This is a genomic window from Spiroplasma endosymbiont of Lasioglossum villosulum, assembly GCF_964020195.1.
In the GTDB taxonomy this organism is placed as follows: Bacteria; Bacillota_I; Bacilli_A; order Mycoplasmatales; family VBWQ01; genus Spiroplasma_E; species Spiroplasma_E ixodetis_A.
On the sequence record NZ_OZ026539.1, the window covers coordinates 684,956 to 708,012 of the forward strand.

Consider the following 23,057-nt stretch of genomic DNA (forward strand, 5'->3'; position numbering starts at 1 on the left):
AACGCTTTTAATTTAGGCGTTATTTTGTATTTAAAAGCATACTTGTAAAAATAATCAAAAATAGTACAATTTATAAGTAAAATCAAGGAAAAAAGGAGTAATTTAATATGAAAACATGAATAAAAACAAATTTAAGTAAAATAACATTAGTATTAGCATTAACTGGTGCTACAACTGGAACAATTGGATTAATCATGGGGGGGGTGCTTACCCATAATATGGAAAATTCATTTTTAAAACCAAATGGTGAAAGAGTATATGGTGATACTACAATTTGATGAAATAAATGATATAGCCCTGATAAAACTAGATTGTATTTTTCAAAAATTAAGCATCATGATGAAGATATAAAATGAGATGGTACTTACACAAATAATTATTTTGAATAATTAAATTTCTAAGTTAATATAAGAAATATTTTCATTATATTTATCGAATAAATTAATATTTTTTAAATCAATTTCTTGTTTATCTGTTATTAAAATAAAATCATAATTTTCAGCACCAAATATTCCACTAATTTCAATCCGATTTAGATTATTAATCGGATTTTCGATTTGTAATTCAAATTCACTATTATTATCAATTTGTGATATTTCTTTATAAAATTCCAATTTAGAAAATAATTGAGATTTATTTGAACCATATAAATTTAAAGCATTTTCAATTTTATTATTACTAATGATTAATTTTGTAAAATATTTTCCATATTCACCATTTGCTAATGTTAAATCTGATGGAATTAATGAAGGTATATTATTAGTTTCTAGTTCATTGGTTATAGATAATCAATTAAATTGATTATCGTCTAATTTAAATAATTCATTTTGACTAATATCATTATTTCTTAGTTTAATGTTATTCATATCTGTAAAATCAAAATACTCAGATTTTAATATAACTTTGGTATCTTTAAATCTTCAAATATCTTTACCAGTAGGTTTTATTGGACTCGATTTTAATTCAAAATAATAGGGTAACAAAATTTTATTATCATCATTTAAACCTTTATTAATTGACATAATTGAATAAATATTATTTGATAACATAATTACTAGTTTCTTAAAAATATGAACTTGTGGTAAATTTATATAATTTGGATAATCCAATTTTCATTGTTTAAATAAATTAGTTATTACTTCTTCTGGTTTTTGTCCTTCAAATTTTGCTCTTAACTTTGCAATTTCATTGTCTGGAACACCTTTATCATCATATGTTGCACCATCAAAATTCCTATTATAATTATATGTATAACTTAGCATATCTAATAATAATTGTTGTAAACTATCATTAGTTGGTGCATCTTTTATTTCAATTTCAATATCATCAAATCTATTATTGGTTGCAACATATTGATAAAATTGACTTTCACCAGCAAAATTTCAAACTTCTTTATCTTTTAATTCTTTTTGTTTTTTTAATGGTCACTTACCATCTCAAACAGTACCCATTTCATATCCTAATCAAGCATGTGTCACTCTTGCGTTTTTAATAACTTCTCTTCTTGTTTCAGTTCCACTACTAATTTTAATCAAATCTAAAACTGATTTTTCTTGGCCTATAAATTCTTTTGCTAAATTTCAAGGTAATATTTGTTCACTAAATCATTGTTGTAATATTCTAACTTTTGGCTGAGTTTCAATAGGCATTGATAATAGCGGAAATGCTATCTTATCTTTAACAAATAACTTTGGGTATACTTCCATATTGTCAATTTCACCAAGTACCTTTATATTACCAAAAATCATGCTTCTAGGGGCTTTAATTTTTAAACCAATAACTTTTGTATCTTTATCTAATGGTTTTTGTAATTTAATAATGATTGGATAACCATCTCTTGTTTTAAAATCTTTAATTTTAATAATAGTTATACTTTTAGTACTTCTTGTTTTTGGATTTTGATAAGGTTGTGAATAATTATTAATGATATATAAATTATCAATATTATTTTCAGTTAATGGTTCATTAATAGATACAGCATATAACTTAAATTGATTTAATAAATTTATTTCTTGAAATATTAAATTTTTAATATCAGTCATACTATATTCAATTGTATTGTCATTAATATTAGTACTTGCTCTTTGATTTAATTGCATAGTAAAGTCTGATGTTTCAACAGCAATAGTTTTTAATACTTTATCAATATCAATAAAACCAATTTTAATAGTATTTGCTGAAAATCTTAAACTATTATTTTCATTATTTTTAAATAAACGCTCAATTTCATAAATATATATGGTTCTTTTTTTAAATTCATCATATGCTCTATTAATATCTGGGTCACTAGTAGCGCGCATCATATTAGTAAAGTCATAAGGAATATTATCAATTAAATAATCATTTTCTACTTCTGCTTGATTAAGTTTAGTTTGTTTCTGTGGAAACTTCGTTTGTGGTTTGTTGTTGTTTTCCATTGTTCTCTCCTATTAATTGGTTATTTTCTGGATTAAATAATTTTAACTTAACTGTTAAATTATTAATTTCTTGTTCATCATTAATATTAAATGTTTTACTATTTAATAAGTCTTTATCTAAACGTACTAATATTTGAATAAATTTAAGAATATCAATATTAAATTGTCATAATTTTTGTTCAATATAATTAATAGTTGAAATATTTACAGCTGTACTTTCTGGAACTGATTGTTGTGCTGATTTCTTTTGACTTGGTATATGAATACCACAACGTTTAAATATTTCATTAACATTTCAATCGTATATATCAGTTAAATTTTTACCTTTAAAATTACTATTTGTCATATTAATATTTTCATTTTGTTCATTATTATCTCCACCACTTTTAAATATGTAATTTTTAGTAACCAAAGTTCTTACTGCGTCTTCTATTAAAGATTGAACATTGCCATAAGTTTGACTAAATATAAATTTAGGTGAATTTAAAATGGTATCTAAAACAATTTGTTCATAAATAACATCTAATGCTTTAATTTTATCCATTACTTTATTACAATCTGCTAGCTCATTTGCTTTATTTCTCATAATTGCTATTGGTATATAGTTAATATTTAGTGTTTGTTCTTGTGCTAAATTAGGATTATTAATGAATGATTTAAAATCTAATGGAAATTGTTTTTTATTATCACTAATACTATAAATTGCACGATTAATTGTTACTTGTTCATTATTTAATGTATAAATTTCAAATAATCTTACCATTTGTGCATTTTGTTCATAACTATCATAAAAAATAGTACATTGAATTAATTTACCAGTAATATCATAAACTCTTTGTTGTATATCAACGACTTGAAAATATAAATCATCATTAGCAATAAAAATTAAATAACCACTAATTCCTAATTTACTTAATTTAAAAATAGAATTTCAATTTTTTCTATAAAATTCTTGTTGAATTAAATATTGTTTAATAGTTTCATTATTTATTTCTAATGGAGCATTATATAAATTAGCATTATTTTCTGCTACAAAATCAGTAAAATAAGTTTCATGGTTAAAATCATTAAAACCAAAATAACTTAAAATAGAAGCATGTGTACTTTTACCTTTTAAAAAAGTTAATTTAGTTTTTTCTTCATTATTAGTACTTTTATCTTTTCTTAAAAATCTACCTAACATAATATTCACCACCTTTCTTTAAAATATTTGATTAATTTTTAATACAATTTTTACTATAATAAATATAATTAAACCAGCAACTGCAGAAGATAATAAAACTCCAATTAAACCTAAAATAATTTTTATTATTTTAAAAAACATAATATTATTCCTGCAATTCTTCTAATTTTCATACATTACCATTTCTTGAACCTTTTACAGTAAAAATAGTAATCAATTTAGATTGATTAAGAGATAAAATTATTATATTAGTACTATCATTATAAGTGTGCATTGGTACACTAATCGTTTTTTTATCAGTTATAAAAAATTCTAAAATATTATAAACTGGATTATATATACTTCAAGAATAATAAACTCTATAATGTTTATTCTCTTGAAAATCATAAGTAATTTGTCAATTACCTATTTTACTTTTTTCTCTTGTTCCTACTTCTTTTCAATTTGAACGACTTGGACTTGGTTTTGGAGGAATATCTTTTAATTCAATATCTCAATTATTTTCTTCTATTTCATTAGTTTCTAAACTTTTTGAATTAATTTTTATAGGTTTATCTATATTAATTACACTTGGTGAATTAATATCTAATGTATTACTTTTAATTTTATAAATTTTATTATTTGTCTTAGGCTTATATATTTTAGTTCCTAGTTTATTTCCATCTAGATTAGTTACTATTCAAGAATTACCATCAAAATATGATAGTATTAATTCATCATTTTCAGGTTGGACACTTAAATGAGCTTTAATTTCATTAGTAGAATTTGAGTAATAACCTGCTGAATCAATAGCTACATTATGGGCTGTTGGTACTGCACCATAAAAGAAAAATACTCCTTTAAGTCCTTGACTGTTTGACATATTAGGTGACCAAAAAATTTGATAATATGTATTTCTTGTTAAAATCATTGATTTTTGTTCTTCTCATTGTGGATTATTTAAAAAATCTTGTGGTGTTACCAAATAAGAACTTACAGATATTACATTATCTTCTGTAAGATTAATACCATGGCCAGTAATTAATTTATTTTGTTTATTATTAGTTAAGGCTGTAATATTTTTCTGTTGTTTAGCAGAAAAATCACAAGTTGGTGCATGTGTATAATCACCAATTTGTGGATTATTTTGTAGTGCTTCGGGTGGTAATGTACCAATTTCATCAGGTCAATCTAAAATCATTGTTTCAGTTTCTTTATCATAATCTGTTGCAACATAACCTTTATTAATAAATTTACTAACAGGACCTCTATATATTTCATTTTCATTATCATCAACTAAATCATCATATAATTTAATTTGTTTTGATAATGTAAATTCTTTTTGTTGTTCAATTAATTCATCAACTTGATTTCTAGTATAAAATGCTTTTAAATCAATTTTTTCAACATCTATTTCATCATCATTATAATTTGATAATATTTGTTTTAATTCTGTTAGTCTTGCCCATATTTTCATTCTACTTGGTGCTAAATCTCATACATTAATTGTTGGAATACTACTTGCACTAAATTGACTACCATTATTAAACTGAATAGTAGCATCAACATTAAATTCAATCGGTGTACGATTGAAAACTCAATGTTCAGTGGTTACATATACCATATCTCTTAATGTTTCTTTAATTAATTCATCTTTGAAACTATCAAAAGGAAATTTCGATAAAATAAAACCAAGATAAGCATTAATATCATTTTGAGCACGAATAGCAAAAGTTTTAAATCAATCATTAACATTAGGTCATGTTTGTATGTATTGCTGTGGTGTTTCTGTAATTTTTCCAGTTAATGGATATCAGTTATTATAATTTTCAAGACTGACACCAGTTCAAAGTTTATTAATCATATTTTATCATTCCTTAAAAAATGCTTGTTTATAATGATGAGTATGTTTTTTTGTTTTTTTATGTGTTATATGTTCAATTTCTTTTTGTATTTTATTTTTACCTTTTTTTATTTTTTTCTTACTTTTTGTTACAACTTGACTATATGCAAACTTTTCTAAATGATGTAATAATCCAGTACCAAATAAAGTATTAACACTAAATTTTAAACCAACATTTTTAAATGATTTGTTAATATTTTCAATAGGATTATTAATAACATTTACTACTTTATGATAAGTTCTAATAGTTCTAAATATTTCTCTATATACTTTAAAACTATCTCTAATTACTTGTTGCACCACTGGTGGAGCAAATGCTATTGCTTTTAATCATTTATTTTGATTAACTCCATAACCAATGTATCAACCACTATATCAACGATATCAATGGAATGGATGTATTTGAGTAACAAAAGTTTTTGCTTTAAGAATACTATCAACAACTGTAATTGGTTTATATTTAGGATTGCGATGATAAATAGTAATTGCACATTTATCTAATGACAAAGGTTGAATTTTACAACCCATAAATACTGGTGAATTTAATGGAATTAATTGTGCGTGTTTAATTGCTCTTTTTTCTGCACTAGTAAATAAATCAGTTGCTTTTTCTTTTAATTTCTGAATTTTTTCAAATACTTGTTTTTCTAACTTTTCAAATTTTTCTTGTAATTTATATATACTTTCTCGTATTTTTTCAAAATATGGTGTATCTTTTCAAAATTTATTTAAACCTTTTTTTAAATAAAATCTAATATCAAAATATTTAAAAGTTTGATTTGCTTTTAAAACAAGTTGATGAATAACATTATTTTTAAAATTAAATTTAATAGCATTAGCACGAATTTTTTGTAAATCTAAAATTAAAGTTTTTCCATATCTATTTTCTGTATGTATTGTATGAACTAAATTTAATCAATCATGTTGATTCATTTTTAATACTTCTTTTAAATCAGTATTAAATTTTTTTAAAAAGTTATTTGCTTTTTCAATATCTTTAATTTTAAATTTAGGAGTTAATTGTGGACTTAATTTTATTAATGTATTTTGTAATAATAAGTGTTCCATTAATTTTTCTGTTTCTAGTTTTTGAAAATTATTCTTATATTGTCTTTCAGCAACATATCCTAAATCTCGTAATACTGTTTCACGATTAGGAGTAAAACTATAATTCATTAAATAACGTTTATTACCAATAATTTTATCTGTTAAAATTTCTTTTCCACTTACTTGACTAATAATTTCTTGTAAGTTTTTTGCTTCTTTAATACCAACTTGTTCTAATGTTTTAGTTTTTTGTGCTAACTTAATAAATTTAGTTGTACGATAACCACGACTAATTTTATTAAGTCCAGCAAATGCTGGTAATATATTAAAAAAAGTATTTAATGGTGTTAGATTTCCTTTTAAATAATCATAAACTTGATTAATAGTAAAATCAGTTAAAAATTCTACACCAACAGCACTAATACTAGCAATTAAATCACTTGCACCTAATCCAAGGGCTACACTTTCACTTAATCCACCAGTAAAAGGAGCAAGTGCTACTGCTATAACTTGTACACCAATCATTTCTAAAATTTCTCATCAAAAACTTTTATTTTCTTGTTGGTTACTTGTTCTAGTATGTTTTGGTTTATTTATGTTTAAAAGTATTGCTGTACTAGTTGTACCGATTGGCATAATATTAATTTCCTTTATTTAAGAGTTATTTTAATTGGATTTGTTGTTCCTTTATAATTTAAGTCATTAACATTAGCAGTAATGGTTATATATAAGTCACCTGCTTTTTGTTTTTGATTACTTACATTAGTTTTTCCTTGTGCATCACTAAAATATTTAATAGTTGGATTTGTTAAATTAGGATTTAATGATTTAAGTTCATTAGTACTTTTTATTTGTGTATTTAATTCACTATTATTGTTATTAACATTTGCAGTAATATCAGTTGTTAAACTTGTAATTTTAGTTTTTAAATCATTTTTATCATTATTAACAATTGCACATAACATTCAGCGTGAAGTTGTTTCTTCATCTGTTATATAGGGTATTGATTCACCAGTTACTTCTCCACCAACTAAATATCTTCTTCCAACTTTACCATCAGCAATATCTTGAACATATACAACTGTATTTTGTAACATATATCTTTTCATTGCTCTTGGTGTTGCTAAAACAAAAGACATAATTTTAGTTTCATTATTATCAGTAAATGTCATATAATCATCCATTACAATTTGACATAGTACACCTTTGATGTATAAATCATTTCCATTTAATCTTAATTGTTGAGCAATTTGATTATCAGTAATTAGACCTTTGTTATTGGCTAAATAAACAATAGTATCATAAAGATTATTAGTAATAAAAAAACGACAATTATTACTATTTCTTAGTTGAAATAAAGTATTTCAAGCATCTAACATTGATTTTAAATATCCTAATGGTGTTTTATCAGTAATGTCTATTTTAGTTGCATATTTTGCAATTACATTTGTATCATTATTTGCTAAATAATCTGCTAAGTCATTAGCAACTTCATATTGCATTGTATTTAATAAATTTTGTCCATTTTCAGCATTTAAATCAACATTAGCAATTATTTCACCCGCAACCGCTTCTTCTTTAATTTCTTTTAAAATTTTAACAGTTTCAGCATAACTAACATCTAATCCTTTGCTTTTATCATTTCATTTTAATACTTTAATTTCTGAATTTTTTGGTTTTTTAACTATAAATTCAATTTTTGTTGAATTAACCATTTCGATAGGAAAAAAACTTGCTCATGGTGAATTTGATTGTTTATAAAATTCTATAAACTCTGGTGCTTCTACTAATTTTTCGGTATTATCTAAATTTTTATTGAATTGTATTGCCATTTTTTGATTTCCTTTCTGTTATAAATTATTATTTTTTTTATAATCCAATAATGTACTTTTTATTGAATTTTGTTGATTTGTTATTATTGTTTGTTGTTTACCACCTGTATTAATTATTTCTTTAAATACTGGTTGTTCTTTAATCATTTTTTTAATAGTTTCTTCAATTTTTGAATTTTCTATATTACTTGTTGTAAATTTTAAATAATCATAAAATTCAGTTTTAACTTGATATTTTTTAAATATATTAATTATTTCTTTTTCTTTAATTTCTTGATTAAGTTTATTTAACTTATTTTCTGCTTCATTAACTTTATTTTCTATTTCTTGTTGAGCATTATTTTCAGTTAAAGGTTCAGTTGTTTGTTGAACATTATTTTCATTTTCTAACATTTACATCACCACTTTTTTATTTATTTTCTTTATTAATCTTTTCATTTAATTTTGCTAATTTTTTTTGATGTTTGATAATTTTGTTATTTGCTCTAACATGTTTTGGAGTTGTGATAAATCTTTTTAATAAAACAATAATTTCTCTGCAAATTAATGTTCCAACACTTGTTCCAATAATTATTAATTCATGTAAAAATTCTTTCATCTCAATATTTTCCTTTCGATTATTTATTGTTTATTTTTGATTATTCATCAAATTCACCTTTAATAATTCTTTCAATCATACATTTTGCATCTATTAAAAGATTTGCAATTAAACGTTCATTCAGTCGTATGTCTTCTAAATCTTTTTCATGTTGTTTTAATTTTTCATTGTAATATTCAAGTAATTTTTCTTTATTCATAAATTATTCACCTCCTTTATAAATTCATGTGATTATAATCTCAATTTAGTGAAGCATTATCATGATTTAATGGTACTTCGCTCATATTATCACTACCATATTGACTGGTTGTTTCACTATTAATTGAAAATCTATTATCATTAATTAATCTTGAAGTTTCATTATTAAATGATGTTTCTTGCATTTCTTGAATATGATTAGTTGTTTCCATAGGTAGTAAATTATGGATTATTTCACTTGCACCAGCAATTATGGTAGGTACTGCATAAGCATTATTAAAATCATTATTAATACCCATAGCAACACCACTTGATATTAAACATCCACCAGTTGCCATATTACAAATCTTTCTTATTGTTTCAAATTTATTAGGTATTAACTCAGTTAATCCACTAATAAGATTTGATATACCATAAGCATTTAAACTAATATATGTATCTCAATCCATTAATGACTGATTTTCTTGTTTATTTAATAGTAATCATGGAGGACCCTCAGTTGTAGTTGTAGTAGTTATTGGCATTGGTGTTGTTGGAATAATTGGAGTAATATTATTCTTTGTTCATTTACTATAATTTGCTAATCCAATTGTTCCTAATCCTAATGCTATTTTTTTAGAACTATTAATTAATTTAGTTTTAGTATTTGGTCTTTGATTTAAATTTCAAATATCTAAACCTAATTTTTTACCAAATAATAAACTATTAATTGAACCTAATACTGGATTTGCAATTACTTGACCATAATAAGCACTTGTACCAATCATTGCACAAATTGGACTTATTCCAGTTCTAATTAATTTAGTTAAAGTATAATTTGATTGTGTATTTTCATTTGGCATTATTTAACTTCTCCGTTCATATTCAATAATTTTTCTAAAACATAATGATTTTTATCAAATTCTTTAATAAGTCATTTTTTTGTTTCTGATGGATTTTTAGTAACAAGAATTAATCTTTCTATCATATAAATTAATTCTTGTTTATCTGTTCTATCAAAAATTACTTTTAAAATTTCATCTAACATAATTTATTCTCCTTTAATTTGTTTTAAATCATTTAATAGTTCTATAAATTTTTTCATCTCTTTTGAATGATAATCAATCATTAAATAATTATCATTTCAATTAAACATTACACATGTTTCACTTGTACAAAATTCAACATTATCAATAAAAAATAATTTTTCGTCTACATTTCATTTAATTAAAAATTCGCGCTTAGTCATGGTTATTATCCTTTAATTTCTAATTTTTTAACTGTTACTTTAATTCAACCTTGATAAACATCATTATCACCAACTATTAATGCAACATTACTTTCTGGGTCAGAAACAATTATGTGTTTTGATTTAACATTTGGATATTGTCTTAAAATAATTGCTCTAATATCATTACTTGTATGAATTGCTTTGGGAAATGGTGATAATATTTCAATTTCATCTTTATTTTCAAACAAAGTAGGTAATATTATCATTAATTATTCTCCTTATTTTCAATTTGATTAGCAATTTCACTTAATATTTTTAATACTTTATATTCATTTTTTAATTCTTTAATAATAAATAATAAAAATATTATTAGTGTTATGCTGGTTATTAATATTGGTACTATTAATAAAATTTCTCATAATATCATTTTTTACTCTTTTCATTTTTTAAATCATTTAACATTAATTGAACAAAATGCACGATTTTTTTGAATATTTAAAGTATTAAAGATTTCACCAGTTACTATAATTTCATCGTTTTTGTTTAATAAAATACAGCGTCTATAAAGTTTTGGTTTATTAAAAATTAAAGTAACATAGTTTAATCCATTTCATTGACCACGAACACTATAATATAATTCTTTATTACCTTTTTCGTAATATTTTGCTTCAATAGTGTTACTAAGTTTTACTGTTAATTTGACATAATTTGTTTTATCTTTCATTTTTATAATTTCCTTAAATAATTATCAAAAATTAATATTTTTTTATGATTTTTTAAATAATATTGAATATGTTTATAAGCATCTTGTTCATGTTTTGTTAATTTTATATTTCCTTTATAATTTTCTATTTTAGTTTTATTTTTTGGTTCACTTTCTAGATAATCTCAATTTATAACATCTTGTACTAATACCATTAATGCACCAATAATTTTAGGGGTTGCTAATGGATTAGTTAATAATTGTTTTGAACTTAAAAAGAAATTTTCTACAATAACTAATATTTTTTTATCAATAAATTTTTCTTTAATTAATTGAAATTTTTCTTTATAAATATTTTTAGTTCATAAAACAGTTAATGTATTGAATGTTTCATTAAAAATAATATTATTAGTTTCATTTGAATATATAACAATTCCATTATTACCAATACCAGCAGGGTCAATTCCAATAATTAAGTCATATTGCATTATTAATCAAATTCTTTGGATTTTATTTTATTAATTAATAATTCAATAATATCAACTGAACCTTTTAATTGATTTTGATAAAATGTTTCTTTTTCTTTTTTGTATTGTTCTATATAATGACCTAAAAATATATTTAATGAACAAATTAAATTTTTCTTATATTCATTAATAACTTCTTTTTTAAAATCTTTTTTTAATTTTTCTTTATATTTATTAATAATTTCTTTTTTAAAATCTTCTCTTAATTTTTCTATATTATTTAAATGTTCTTCTGTTATTTCTTTACTACGTTTTTTCTTATATTCATTAATAATTTCTTGGTCTTTAACAGCAAATGGTTTTTCTTTATTCATTATTTATACCCCCTACTTAACTTAACATTTAAGATACAGTCATAACAAATTGCTTTACCGTTTTTGTCTCTTAAAAAGTTTTTTCTTGTTTTTATATCATTAGTATTAAAGAATAAATAATCTAATTTATGTTGTTTACATGTTCAACAAAAATACTTTTTCATTATGAGTTGAAATTTCCTTATAAGAAGTAACTAAATAATTAATTGGTAAATCATCATGTTTATATGGATTATTTATTTGCTAAATTGTAAAGGTAAGTGCAACTAAATTATTTTTCTATCCAAATATTCGATTGGTGAAAGATAATTTAGTATTTTTCTTGGTCTTTGGTTTAAAGACAATATAAATTTATGAACTTCATTTTTATTAGTTTTTGAAAAAATAAATTTTTTAGGAAATTTTTCTCTAATTAAACCATTAGTATTTTCATTAGTACCTCTTTGTCAAGGTGAATATGGATTGGCAAAATAAATTTTTATATCTAAATTTTTTTCAAGTTGTTGTCAATTTGAAAATTCTTTGCCACGATCAAAAGTAATAGTTTTAACAATGTTTTTAGGAAGAATTGATAAATAATAACTAACATTTTTATTAATAACTTTAGTAGTTCTGTTTTTAACTAATATTGCTAAAGTAAATCGTGATACTCTTTCAACTAAAGTTATTAAACATGATTTGCTTTTACCTCGTGATGATACTATAGTATCTCCTTCTCAATGACCAAGTGTTATACGATCATTAACATTTATATCTCGTTCTTTAATTGATTTACCATTAAACTTGCCACGATTTTCTTTAGATTTTCGTTTTTTACCTTTTCTTCTTAAATTTTTACTAGTAACTTTATCAAGCATTCCAAAATAAATTCAAGTATAAATTGTTTTAAAACTAATAACTCACTCTTTATGAAAATTTTTAATTCTGCCATAAATTTGTTCAGGTGATCAACCTAATAGTAATTTTTGTTGTACATATTTTACTAAATTCTTATTTTTAAACTTATGAAAACTAATATGTGATTGTTTTCGATTTTCAGCTTTATTTTGTGCAATTAATGAAAAATAATGATTATTATCTTTATTTCTATTAATTTCTCGAATAATAGTACTAATACTTCGATTAAGATTTTTAGCTATTTCACTAATTTTAAATTTAAATTTCAATTGATTCTCAATATAAATCCTTTCATCTATGCCAAGATGTTTATAACTCATATAAAAACTCCTTACTTTTTTCTAAACTAAATTTAGCATTATGAAATTTTTATATGAGAATTTTTTGCAATTTTATTTACTTGCACTTACAAGTATAACTCAGCATTTTAAAATCTTTTCTGTTTTCTTCTCACGTAATGTTATATTTAAAACAAGGATTAGTAATTTTAGTTTTGTTATCTGTTATTTCACCGATAAATTAACTATTATGCTGTTCATAAAATTTTAATGGTTCAAGTTTTATATCATTAAGATAATATTCTTTTGGAGCGGTTGGTTTATTAACAGTTATTTTTTGGTCTTTAATATATGGTTCTAATAATTTTATTAATTCATTACCACTTAATTCTCTTTTAATATTTTCTAAATTAAAAACTCAATATGTATATTTATCATCAGCAATAAAACTATTATTTTTAACCATTCATTTTGGACATTGTAATTTATATTCACCATAATCAATAAGAATAGATTGTGGTCTATCTTTAACAATTTGTTCTTTTTTAAATTCTATTTGCATAATAATCCTTTCCTAATATGTTCTGTTGCTTCTAGCATAAAGAACATATATTTTGATTTTTAGATTATTAATAATACTACTATTCGTTTTATTCATTCCAGCAATTCTGGGCTCAAAAATAAATTGTGAAATTTTAAAAAGAAATCGAGGCATTCGATTCAATATTTATTTAATTTATGTTTAATAAATTAATATTTTAATTGAACCGGCACCGCTCAATTTTTTTTACAAGTTTGAAATTTATTTTCTCGCCCAAAAAAATTTTTCAAAAAAAATAAAAAATAAAACCAACACTTGCTCACTGGGGAGTGGCAAGGTTGGTTAAATAAAGAATAGAATTAATACAATAGGTCCCTACAACAGGTCTATATATACTAGTTTCCAATTCGCTCCCACCCCAAGAATTACCATTAATGGTTAGTATATTTTATTAGGTATCACTCCACTTTTTATTTATCCATGCAAGTCCACATGTTCTAGCTACTATTTTTAACAACTGTGTTGTAGTTCACTTTTTTAGTTCCCTAACACGTGTTGATAATAGCGTTAAAGAGGGTTATTAATTATTAACTTTCTCCTACTTGGTCACTGCGTGTAGTAGATATTTAAAGGATGTTAATAATAAAAATTTTAAAATTTTACAATTACACAAAAAAAGACAAGATTTTTATTCTCGTCTTTTGTCATTTATTTTTAATTCAAGGGTAAAAAAAGAAAGGAGCTATTTTTAAAACTTTTTAGTTACCGACATCTTCGACACGCTCCCAAAAGGGGAGCGTACCGATGTTGTCAATAATATTCAAATTTGTCTTAAAATTATAAAGTTAGACGAGAATAATTTTGACTTCAATATGCAATTGTATGTTAATCTTAACACTTGAAAAATATTAGTCAACAATAATACTTACTTTTATAACACAAAAATTCTTATTAAAGCATCTTTAATAAGTTTTATTTTATTTTTGGTTTTTTAAAATCTTTAATTTTAATTTATAATAACTGGATGGCAGTATTTATTTGATAGCATTTAAAATTAACCATTTTTGTATACATATCAATGTTATAAGTTCTATCACCAATCATATGCTTTAAAATTTGTTTAATATTAGTTTCAGTAAAGCAACCAATATTTTCAACTAGTGCTTGGTTTAATACACCATCTTTTGCATTAATAAAATAACCAACTTTTAATTTTTTATATTGCAAAGTTAATGATTGTAAAAAATCAATTAATTCATAATATTGACCTTTTTCAAATAAAGTTATTGCATTTTGATAGTGTAATTTAGCAATTTTATTTTTTCTTCTTCCAGCCATTATACCAAGAAATAAAACATGAAAAGCATGGAATTTATCTAAAATAAATTTAGCATTTAAAATTGTAGCAGTTTTTCTAATTCATTTTGCACTATCACCACAAACTATTAAATTTGCTTGGTCAAAGTTTTCAAAATATAAATTACCATATTTTTGAATAAATTTAGCTGTTTTTTCTGCACCAATTTCTGTTTTTGATACTCTTATTTTACATACAGCTCTTTTATTAATTAATTTTCCATTTTTCTTTTTACCAGTACAAAATACTAATAATCTCATAGAATATTTTTTACAATTTTTAGTATTGTGTTTTTCATTAAACTTAAATTTTCTATGCCCATCATCAATATTTATATATAAAGTTTGATTTGGTTGCAATAGTATTTTAGGGATATTTGCTTTTGGTAATTCAAATTTTTGATATGTTCTACAAACTGTACTATTACTTATTAAATCTTCAATAAAAGTATCACAAACATCACGATATTTTTTATCATCAGCAAAATATTTTAAAATTTGTTTAATAACATCTGGTGCTAATTTACTATACTTTTTAACACCAAGATAGTTATCTAGCAATGAAACAAATTCCTTTTTTTGTGTTTTTGGGTTATAATGTATACAAATACGTCGTTTATAATTTAATAAACCTTTTTTTGTTTTTAATTTTCTTTTTCTAAATCTATATGATTTATATTCAGATTTATCACATATACTTCATAAATAATCATCTATTTTTGCAAATAATTCTTCTGTTTGTTGTAAATTTAATTCATCTTGATTAAAATAGTGTTTGTCTCAATCAAAATGATTAGGAAATGGTAATTTTATCATTTTTAATTTTCCTTTCTTTTAAATAATTTAATTTTAACTTATATATGTTAATAAGGAGTAAATATGGCTTTTATCACTAGTTATGCACAATTAAATAAAAAATATAATCTTAATTTTAGTGATAATAATTATGGTTTTAGTTGAGATATTTTTAAACAATTTGTTGGTGATGAATGAGCAGAATATTTTACTACTAATTGTTTTTATCGTTTTATTCCAACTGCACGGGGAACAAGAAAAACTTGAAATTGTTTAGCATTTGATTTATTTATATGTTGTAATTTTAGTGATAGTAGTGTTCAAGAAGTAAGAAGATATGAAAATACTCATAGTGAAACTACAATTGGTGCTTTAATGAATGTTTGTCAAGTTTTATTAGATAAATATAATATTAATTTATTACCTAATAATCCACATGGTATTAAATGAAAAATAACTAAGGATGGTGGATGTATTATTTTTCCTAATAATCAACAAATTGACTTTATTGGTTATGCTAATGGTAATAAAATTTTTGGAAAAGAAGCAGGTGGGTCAAGTTTTTTAGGTTCAAGAACAGATGAAATTATTATGGCAGAAGAAAAAGAAACACTAACAGAAAAACAATTAACATATCGATATGAACGTTTACAAAACTCTATGTTTAGAAGTAATCGTATTAAAGTATCAAAAGAACCTATTAAAGAATGAAGTTGAACGTTTATTGATAAAAATATATATAGTCCTAATTTTGGAAAAAAGATTACTCGCTATTTTTATAAAAGTTTTTTTATTACTTTTACATGTAATCCTTATGATAAATACCATCCATTTTATTTAAAATACTGTACGCCATTTTTACCATTAAATGATAAAGTGATGGAAAATCTTAAAAAAGTTGGCAAAATTTATTATGAAAATCAAGATATGTTTAGTGGTTTAGGTTTATTTGTTTTAAGATTTACTATTCAACCGTTTTGAAATAAATTACCAGATATTCAAAAAAGAACATTATTAGAAATGAAAAAAAGTAATCCTGATGAATTTAATACTGTTTTTTATGGTTTTGAATTTTTAGATAGTGATGCAACAATTTTTCCATTTCAAAAAACTGTAAAATATTGACAATCATATGACTTAAAACAATTTTATAATCAAGAAAAAGAAATGTATAAATTTGATTTTTATAGTGTTGGTATTGATTGAGCTACGGGACCAAAAGACCATACTGTATTTATGGTAGTTGGTTTTAAAGAATATAATAATACTGGTTATTATGATGCTTATATTATTTGTGAATTAGTAGTTACTCCAAATGATTTTATTAATGAAAATGAAAAAATTAATGCTTATGTTAATGAAATTTTAGGATTAATGGATAATTTTGAAAATTTTGAACAAGCAATTTATTTTTATGATGATAAAGCACGAACTGCCATGGATTGATTAAATCAAAAATTAATAGATGAACAAAATACAATTTTAATAACACAAACTGCTATTAAACATGCTTCAAATTTAAATCAAGAAGCCGGATTAACTAATAGAGTAGTTTGAATGAGAAATATTATGAGTTATGGAAACTTTTATGCAAATAAAAATGATTTACCAAAAACTACTCAATGTTTAGAAGAATTACGTTATGATGAAACAAAAACTAACATTCCTGACAGAAATATGTATCAAGACCCATATGATGCATTATTTTATGCACTATATCCATATAAAAATGTAATTAGGGGTAAAAATAATGCTACTGTGAAAAAAAGTATCTTCACATTTGCTATATAATAAATAATTTCAATATTATTAATAGTATAGGTCTCACAAAATAAACGCTTTTAATTTAGGCGTTATTTTGTATTTAAAAGCATACTTGTAAAAATAATCAAAAATAGTACAATTTATAAGTAAAATCAAGGAAAAAAGGAGTAATTTAATATGAAAACATGAATAAAAACAAATTTAAGTAAAATAACATTAGTATTAGCATTAACTGGTGCTACAACTGGAACAATTGGATTAATCATGGGGGGGGTGCTTACCCATAATATGGAAAATTCATTTTTAAAACCAAATGGTGAAAGAGTATATGGTGATACTACAATTTGATGAAATAAATGATATAGCCCTGATAAAACTAGATTGTATTTTTCAAAAATTAAGCATCATGATGAAGATATAAAATGAGATGGTACTTACACAAATAATTATTTTGAATAATTAAATTTCTAAGTTAATATAAGAAATATTTTCATTATATTTATCGAATAAATTAATATTTTTTAAATCAATTTCTTGTTTATCTGTTATTAAAATAAAATCATAATTTTCAGCACCAAATATTCCACTAATTTCAATCCGATTTAGATTATTAATCGGATTTTCGATTTGTAATTCAAATTCACTATTATTATCAATTTGTGATATTTCTTTATAAAATTCCAATTTAGAAAATAATTGAGATTTATTTGAACCATATAAATTTAAAGCATTTTCAATTTTATTATTACTAATGATTAATTTTGTAAAATATTTTCCATATTCACCATTTGCTAATGTTAAATCTGATGGAATTAATGAAGGTATATTATTAGTTTCTAGTTCATTGGTTATAGATAATCAATTAAATTGATTATCGTCTAATTTAAATAATTCATTTTGACTAATATCATTATTTCTTAGTTTAATGTTATTCATATCTGTAAAATCAAAATACTCAGATTTTAATATAACTTTGGTATCTTTAAATCTTCAAATATCTTTACCAGTAGGTTTTATTGGACTCGATTTTAATTCAAAATAATAGGGTAACAAAATTTTATTATCATCATTTAAACCTTTATTAATTGACATAATTGAATAAATATTATTTGATAACATAATTACTAGTTTCTTAAAAATATGAACTTGTGGTAAATTTATATAATTTGGATAATCCAATTTTCATTGTTTAAATAAATTAGTTATTACTTCTTCTGGTTTTTGTCCTTCAAATTTTGCTCTTAACTTTGCAATTTCATTGTCTGGAACACCTTTATCATCATATGTTGCACCATCAAAATTCCTATTATAATTATATGTATAACTTAGCATATCTAATAATAATTGTTGTAAACTATCATTAGTTGGTGCATCTTTTATTTCAATTTCAATATCATCAAATCTATTATTGGTTGCAACATATTGATAAAATTGACTTTCACCAGCAAAATTTCAAACTTCTTTATCTTTTAATTCTTTTTGTTTTTTTAATGGTCACTTACCATCTCAAACAGTACCCATTTCATATCCTAATCAAGCATGTGTCACTCTTGCGTTTTTAATAACTTCTCTTCTTGTTTCAGTTCCACTACTAATTTTAATCAAATCTAAAACTGATTTTTCTTGGCCTATAAATTCTTTTGCTAAATTTCAAGGTAATATTTGTTCACTAAATCATTGTTGTAATATTCTAACTTTTGGCTGAGTTTCAATAGGCATTGATAATAGCGGAAATGCTATCTTATCTTTAACAAATAACTTTGGGTATACTTCCATATTGTCAATTTCACCAAGTACCTTTATATTACCAAAAATCATGCTTCTAGGGGCTTTAATTTTTAAACCAATAACTTTTGTATCTTTATCTAATGGTTTTTGTAATTTAATAATGATTGGATAACCATCTCTTGTTTTAAAATCTTTAATTTTAATAATAGTTATACTTTTAGTACTTCTTGTTTTTGGATTTTGATAAGGTTGTGAATAATTATTAATGATATATAAATTATCAATATTATTTTCAGTTAATGGTTCATTAATAGATACAGCATATAACTTAAATTGATTTAATAAATTTATTTCTTGAAATATTAAATTTTTAATATCAGTCATACTATATTCAATTGTATTGTCATTAATATTAGTACTTGCTCTTTGATTTAATTGCATAGTAAAGTCTGATGTTTCAACAGCAATAGTTTTTAATACTTTATCAATATCAATAAAACCAATTTTAATAGTATTTGCTGAAAATCTTAAACTATTATTTTCATTATTTTTAAATAAACGCTCAATTTCATAAATATATATGGTTCTTTTTTTAAATTCATCATATGCTCTATTAATATCTGGGTCACTAGTAGCGCGCATCATATTAGTAAAGTCATAAGGAATATTATCAATTAAATAATCATTTTCTACTTCTGCTTGATTAAGTTTAGTTTGTTTCTGTGGAAACTTCGTTTGTGGTTTGTTGTTGTTTTCCATTGTTCTCTCCTATTAATTGGTTATTTTCTGGATTAAATAATTTTAACTTAACTGTTAAATTATTAATTTCTTGTTCATCATTAATATTAAATGTTTTACTATTTAATAAGTCTTTATCTAAACGTACTAATATTTGAATAAATTTAAGAATATCAATATTAAATTGTCATAATTTTTGTTCAATATAATTAATAGTTGAAATATTTACAGCTGTACTTTCTGGAACTGATTGTTGTGCTGATTTCTTTTGACTTGGTATATGAATACCACAACGTTTAAATATTTCATTAACATTTCAATCGTATATATCAGTTAAATTTTTACCTTTAAAATTACTATTTGTCATATTAATATTTTCATTTTGTTCATTATTATCTCCACCACTTTTAAATATGTAATTTTTAGTAACCAAAGTTCTTACTGCGTCTTCTATTAAAGATTGAACATTGCCATAAGTTTGACTAAATATAAATTTAGGTGAATTTAAAATGGTATCTAAAACAATTTGTTCATAAATAACATCTAATGCTTTAATTTTATCCATTACTTTATTACAATCTGCTAGCTCATTTGCTTTATTTCTCATAATTGCTATTGGTATATAGTTAATATTTAGTGTTTGTTCTTGTGCTAAATTAGGATTATTAATGAATGATTTAAAATCTAATGGAAATTGTTTTTTATTATCACTAATACTATAAATTGCACGATTAATTGTTACTTGTTCATTATTTAATGTATAAATTTCAAATAATCTTACCATTTGTGCATTTTGTTCATAACTATCATAAAAAATAGTACATTGAATTAATTTACCAGTAATATCATAAACTCTTTGTTGTATATCAACGACTTGAAAATATAAATCATCATTAGCAATAAAAATTAAATAACCACTAATTCCTAATTTACTTAATTTAAAAATAGAATTTCAATTTTTTCTATAAAATTCTTGTTGAATTAAATATTGTTTAATAGTTTCATTATTTATTTCTAATGGAGCATTATATAAATTAGCATTATTTTCTGCTACAAAATCAGTAAAATAAGTTTCATGGTTAAAATCATTAAAACCAAAATAACTTAAAATAGAAGCATGTGTACTTTTACCTTTTAAAAAAGTTAATTTAGTTTTTTCTTCATTATTAGTACTTTTATCTTTTCTTAAAAATCTACCTAACATAATATTCACCACCTTTCTTTAAAATATTTGATTAATTTTTAATACAATTTTTACTATAATAAATATAATTAAACCAGCAACTGCAGAAGATAATAAAACTCCAATTAAACCTAAAATAATTTTTATTATTTTAAAAAACATAATATTATTCCTGCAATTCTTCTAATTTTCATACATTACCATTTCTTGAACCTTTTACAGTAAAAATAGTAATCAATTTAGATTGATTAAGAGATAAAATTATTATATTAGTACTATCATTATAAGTGTGCATTGGTACACTAATCGTTTTTTTATCAGTTATAAAAAATTCTAAAATATTATAAACTGGATTATATATACTTCAAGAATAATAAACTCTATAATGTTTATTCTCTTGAAAATCATAAGTAATTTGTCAATTACCTATTTTACTTTTTTCTCTTGTTCCTACTTCTTTTCAATTTGAACGACTTGGACTTGGTTTTGGAGGAATATCTTTTAATTCAATATCTCAATTATTTTCTTCTATTTCATTAGTTTCTAAACTTTTTGAATTAATTTTTATAGGTTTATCTATATTAATTACACTTGGTGAATTAATATCTAATGTATTACTTTTAATTTTATAAATTTTATTATTTGTCTTAGGCTTATATATTTTAGTTCCTAGTTTATTTCCATCTAGATTAGTTACTATTCAAGAATTACCATCAAAATATGATAGTATTAATTCATCATTTTCAGGTTGGACACTTAAATGAGCTTTAATTTCATTAGTAGAATTTGAGTAATAACCTGCTGAATCAATAGCTACATTATGGGCTGTTGGTACTGCACCATAAAAGAAAAATACTCCTTTAAGTCCTTGACTGTTTGACATATTAGGTGACCAAAAAATTTGATAATATGTATTTCTTGTTAAAATCATTGATTTTTGTTCTTCTCATTGTGGATTATTTAAAAAATCTTGTGGTGTTACCAAATAAGAACTTACAGATATTACATTATCTTCTGTAAGATTAATACCATGGCCAGTAATTAATTTATTTTGTTTATTATTAGTTAAGGCTGTAATATTTTTCTGTTGTTTAGCAGAAAAATCACAAGTTGGTGCATGTGTATAATCACCAATTTGTGGATTATTTTGTAGTGCTTCGGGTGGTAATGTACCAATTTCATCAGGTCAATCTAAAATCATTGTTTCAGTTTCTTTATCATAATCTGTTGCAACATAACCTTTATTAATAAATTTACTAACAGGACCTCTATATATTTCATTTTCATTATCATCAACTAAATCATCATATAATTTAATTTGTTTTGATAATGTAAATTCTTTTTGTTGTTCAATTAATTCATCAACTTGATTTCTAGTATAAAATGCTTTTAAATCAATTTTTTCAACATCTATTTCATCATCATTATAATTTGATAATATTTGTTTTAATTCTGTTAGTCTTGCCCATATTTTCATTCTACTTGGTGCTAAATCTCATACATTAATTGTTGGAATACTACTTGCACTAAATTGACTACCATTATTAAACTGAATAGTAGCATCAACATTAAATTCAATCGGTGTACGATTGAAAACTCAATGTTCAGTGGTTACATATACCATATCTCTTAATGTTTCTTTAATTAATTCATCTTTGAAACTATCAAAAGGAAATTTCGATAAAATAAAACCAAGATAAGCATTAATATCATTTTGAGCACGAATAGCAAAAGTTTTAAATCAATCATTAACATTAGGTCATGTTTGTATGTATTGCTGTGGTGTTTCTGTAATTTTTCCAGTTAATGGATATCAGTTATTATAATTTTCAAGACTGACACCAGTTCAAAGTTTATTAATCATAT

Annotated in this window: 28 protein-coding genes; 3 read left to right on the forward strand and 25 right to left on the reverse strand. The window is 22.9% G+C overall.

Translation table 4 applies throughout. The features are described 5' to 3' along the window. Nucleotides 1–107 precede the first annotated feature (107 nt). Nucleotides 108–389, forward strand: coding sequence for a hypothetical protein (locus AACK81_RS03900; protein ID WP_338962856.1), 282 nt, complete (start codon nt 108–110; stop codon nt 387–389). Here the strand turns inward: AACK81_RS03900 and AACK81_RS03905 are convergent, their stop codons facing one another. The 21 genes from AACK81_RS03905 to AACK81_RS04005 form a co-directional block, all read right to left on the reverse strand. Beyond that, a complete protein-coding gene (locus tag AACK81_RS03905; RefSeq protein WP_338962857.1) occupies nt 390–2,417 on the reverse strand; it encodes a hypothetical protein in 2,028 nt (675 codons plus the stop codon). Beyond that, a complete protein-coding gene (locus AACK81_RS03910; RefSeq protein ID WP_338962860.1) occupies nt 2,368–3,600 on the reverse strand; it encodes a hypothetical protein in 1,233 nt (410 codons plus the stop codon). The genes AACK81_RS03905 and AACK81_RS03910 overlap by 50 nt, the downstream gene beginning before the upstream one ends. Nucleotides 3,601–3,618: 18 nt before the next feature. Continuing rightward, nucleotides 3,619–3,741 (reverse strand): hypothetical protein, encoded by a 123-nt coding sequence (locus AACK81_RS03915; protein WP_255495889.1) that lies wholly within the window; start codon nt 3,739–3,741, stop codon nt 3,619–3,621. Between the two features lie 4 nt (nt 3,742–3,745). Beyond that, complete coding sequence (locus AACK81_RS03920; RefSeq protein WP_338962863.1) at nt 3,746–5,443, reverse strand: hypothetical protein; 1,698 nt, start codon at nt 5,441–5,443, stop codon at nt 3,746–3,748. A 3-nt stretch (nt 5,444–5,446) separates the two neighbouring features. Continuing rightward, nucleotides 5,447–7,165, reverse strand: a complete 1,719-nt coding sequence (locus tag AACK81_RS03925; protein ID WP_338962866.1) for a hypothetical protein — start codon at nt 7,163–7,165, stop codon at nt 5,447–5,449. Nucleotides 7,166–7,179: 14 nt separating this feature from the next. Continuing rightward, nucleotides 7,180–8,361, reverse strand: coding sequence for a hypothetical protein (locus AACK81_RS03930; RefSeq protein WP_281748638.1), 1,182 nt, complete (start codon nt 8,359–8,361; stop codon nt 7,180–7,182). 18 nt (nt 8,362–8,379) lie between these two features. After that, nucleotides 8,380–8,754, reverse strand: a complete 375-nt coding sequence (locus tag AACK81_RS03935) for a hypothetical protein (protein ID WP_338962871.1) — start codon at nt 8,752–8,754, stop codon at nt 8,380–8,382. Nucleotides 8,755–8,770: 16 nt separating this feature from the next. After that, nucleotides 8,771–8,959: a hypothetical protein gene (locus tag AACK81_RS03940; RefSeq protein ID WP_174480113.1), complete on the reverse strand. Its 189-nt coding sequence runs from the start codon at nt 8,957–8,959 to the stop codon at nt 8,771–8,773. Nucleotides 8,960–8,999: 40 nt separating this feature from the next. Next, nucleotides 9,000–9,158 (reverse strand): hypothetical protein, encoded by a 159-nt coding sequence (locus tag AACK81_RS03945; protein WP_338962874.1) that lies wholly within the window; start codon nt 9,156–9,158, stop codon nt 9,000–9,002. A 16-nt stretch (nt 9,159–9,174) separates the two neighbouring features. After that, nucleotides 9,175–9,999, reverse strand: a complete 825-nt coding sequence (locus tag AACK81_RS03950; protein ID WP_338962877.1) for a hypothetical protein — start codon at nt 9,997–9,999, stop codon at nt 9,175–9,177. After that, entirely contained in the window at nt 9,999–10,184 is a 186-nt protein-coding gene (locus tag AACK81_RS03955; RefSeq protein ID WP_338961813.1) for a hypothetical protein, read from the reverse strand. Before AACK81_RS03955 ends, AACK81_RS03950 begins: the two co-directional genes overlap by 1 nt. Nucleotides 10,185–10,187: 3 nt before the next feature. Beyond that, nucleotides 10,188–10,385 (reverse strand): hypothetical protein, encoded by a 198-nt coding sequence (locus tag AACK81_RS03960; protein WP_338962880.1) that lies wholly within the window; start codon nt 10,383–10,385, stop codon nt 10,188–10,190. A gap of 5 nt (nt 10,386–10,390) precedes the next feature. Next, a complete protein-coding gene (locus AACK81_RS03965) occupies nt 10,391–10,633 on the reverse strand; it encodes a hypothetical protein (protein WP_338962882.1) in 243 nt (80 codons plus the stop codon). Continuing rightward, nucleotides 10,633–10,794: a hypothetical protein gene (locus AACK81_RS03970; protein WP_338962885.1), complete on the reverse strand. Its 162-nt coding sequence runs from the start codon at nt 10,792–10,794 to the stop codon at nt 10,633–10,635. Before AACK81_RS03970 ends, AACK81_RS03965 begins: the two co-directional genes overlap by 1 nt. 3 nt (nt 10,795–10,797) lie before the next feature. Beyond that, entirely contained in the window at nt 10,798–11,091 is a 294-nt protein-coding gene (locus tag AACK81_RS03975) for a hypothetical protein (protein ID WP_338962887.1), read from the reverse strand. Between the two features lie 2 nt (nt 11,092–11,093). Then, nucleotides 11,094–11,558: a hypothetical protein gene (locus AACK81_RS03980; RefSeq protein WP_338962889.1), complete on the reverse strand. Its 465-nt coding sequence runs from the start codon at nt 11,556–11,558 to the stop codon at nt 11,094–11,096. A gap of 2 nt (nt 11,559–11,560) precedes the next feature. Further along, nucleotides 11,561–11,911 carry a hypothetical protein gene (locus AACK81_RS03985; protein WP_338962892.1) on the reverse strand — a complete coding sequence of 117 codons (351 nt, stop codon included), beginning with the start codon at nt 11,909–11,911 and terminating at the stop codon, nt 11,561–11,563. Beyond that, nucleotides 11,911–12,075, reverse strand: a complete 165-nt coding sequence (locus AACK81_RS03990; protein WP_338962895.1) for a hypothetical protein — start codon at nt 12,073–12,075, stop codon at nt 11,911–11,913. Before AACK81_RS03990 ends, AACK81_RS03985 begins: the two co-directional genes overlap by 1 nt. A gap of 102 nt (nt 12,076–12,177) precedes the next feature. Beyond that, nucleotides 12,178–13,128: an IS30 family transposase gene (locus AACK81_RS03995; protein WP_338960236.1), complete on the reverse strand. Its 951-nt coding sequence runs from the start codon at nt 13,126–13,128 to the stop codon at nt 12,178–12,180. A 199-nt stretch (nt 13,129–13,327) separates the two neighbouring features. Further along, nucleotides 13,328–13,648: a hypothetical protein gene (locus AACK81_RS04000; protein ID WP_338962897.1), complete on the reverse strand. Its 321-nt coding sequence runs from the start codon at nt 13,646–13,648 to the stop codon at nt 13,328–13,330. A 990-nt stretch (nt 13,649–14,638) separates the two neighbouring features. Continuing rightward, on the reverse strand, nt 14,639–15,799 hold the full coding sequence (locus AACK81_RS04005) for an Mbov_0401 family ICE element transposase-like protein (protein ID WP_338962852.1): 1,161 nt from the start codon (nt 15,797–15,799) through the stop codon (nt 14,639–14,641). Between the two features lie 63 nt (nt 15,800–15,862). Between AACK81_RS04005 and AACK81_RS04010 the strand changes: the two genes are divergently transcribed. Together AACK81_RS04010 and AACK81_RS04015 are read left to right on the forward strand one after the other, a co-directional pair. Beyond that, complete coding sequence (locus AACK81_RS04010; protein WP_338962854.1) at nt 15,863–17,569, forward strand: hypothetical protein; 1,707 nt, start codon at nt 15,863–15,865, stop codon at nt 17,567–17,569. Between the two features lie 150 nt (nt 17,570–17,719). After that, nucleotides 17,720–18,001, forward strand: a complete 282-nt coding sequence (locus AACK81_RS04015) for a hypothetical protein (RefSeq protein ID WP_338962856.1) — start codon at nt 17,720–17,722, stop codon at nt 17,999–18,001. On the opposite strand, the gene AACK81_RS04020 is transcribed toward AACK81_RS04015, so the two are convergent. From AACK81_RS04020 to AACK81_RS04035, 4 genes are read right to left on the reverse strand one after another with little or no spacing between them, the layout of a single operon-like run. Beyond that, on the reverse strand, nt 18,002–20,029 hold the full coding sequence (locus AACK81_RS04020; RefSeq protein WP_338962857.1) for a hypothetical protein: 2,028 nt from the start codon (nt 20,027–20,029) through the stop codon (nt 18,002–18,004). Then, the gene (locus tag AACK81_RS04025) at nt 19,980–21,212 is read right to left on the reverse strand and encodes a hypothetical protein (protein WP_338962860.1); all 1,233 of its coding nucleotides are present in this window, start codon (nt 21,210–21,212) and stop codon (nt 19,980–19,982) included. Before AACK81_RS04025 ends, AACK81_RS04020 begins: the two co-directional genes overlap by 50 nt. An 18-nt stretch (nt 21,213–21,230) precedes the next feature. Next, nucleotides 21,231–21,353, reverse strand: a complete 123-nt coding sequence (locus AACK81_RS04030) for a hypothetical protein (protein WP_255495889.1) — start codon at nt 21,351–21,353, stop codon at nt 21,231–21,233. 4 nt (nt 21,354–21,357) lie between these two features. Further along, entirely contained in the window at nt 21,358–23,055 is a 1,698-nt protein-coding gene (locus tag AACK81_RS04035; RefSeq protein ID WP_338962863.1) for a hypothetical protein, read from the reverse strand. Between the last annotated feature and the right edge of the window lie 2 nt (nt 23,056–23,057).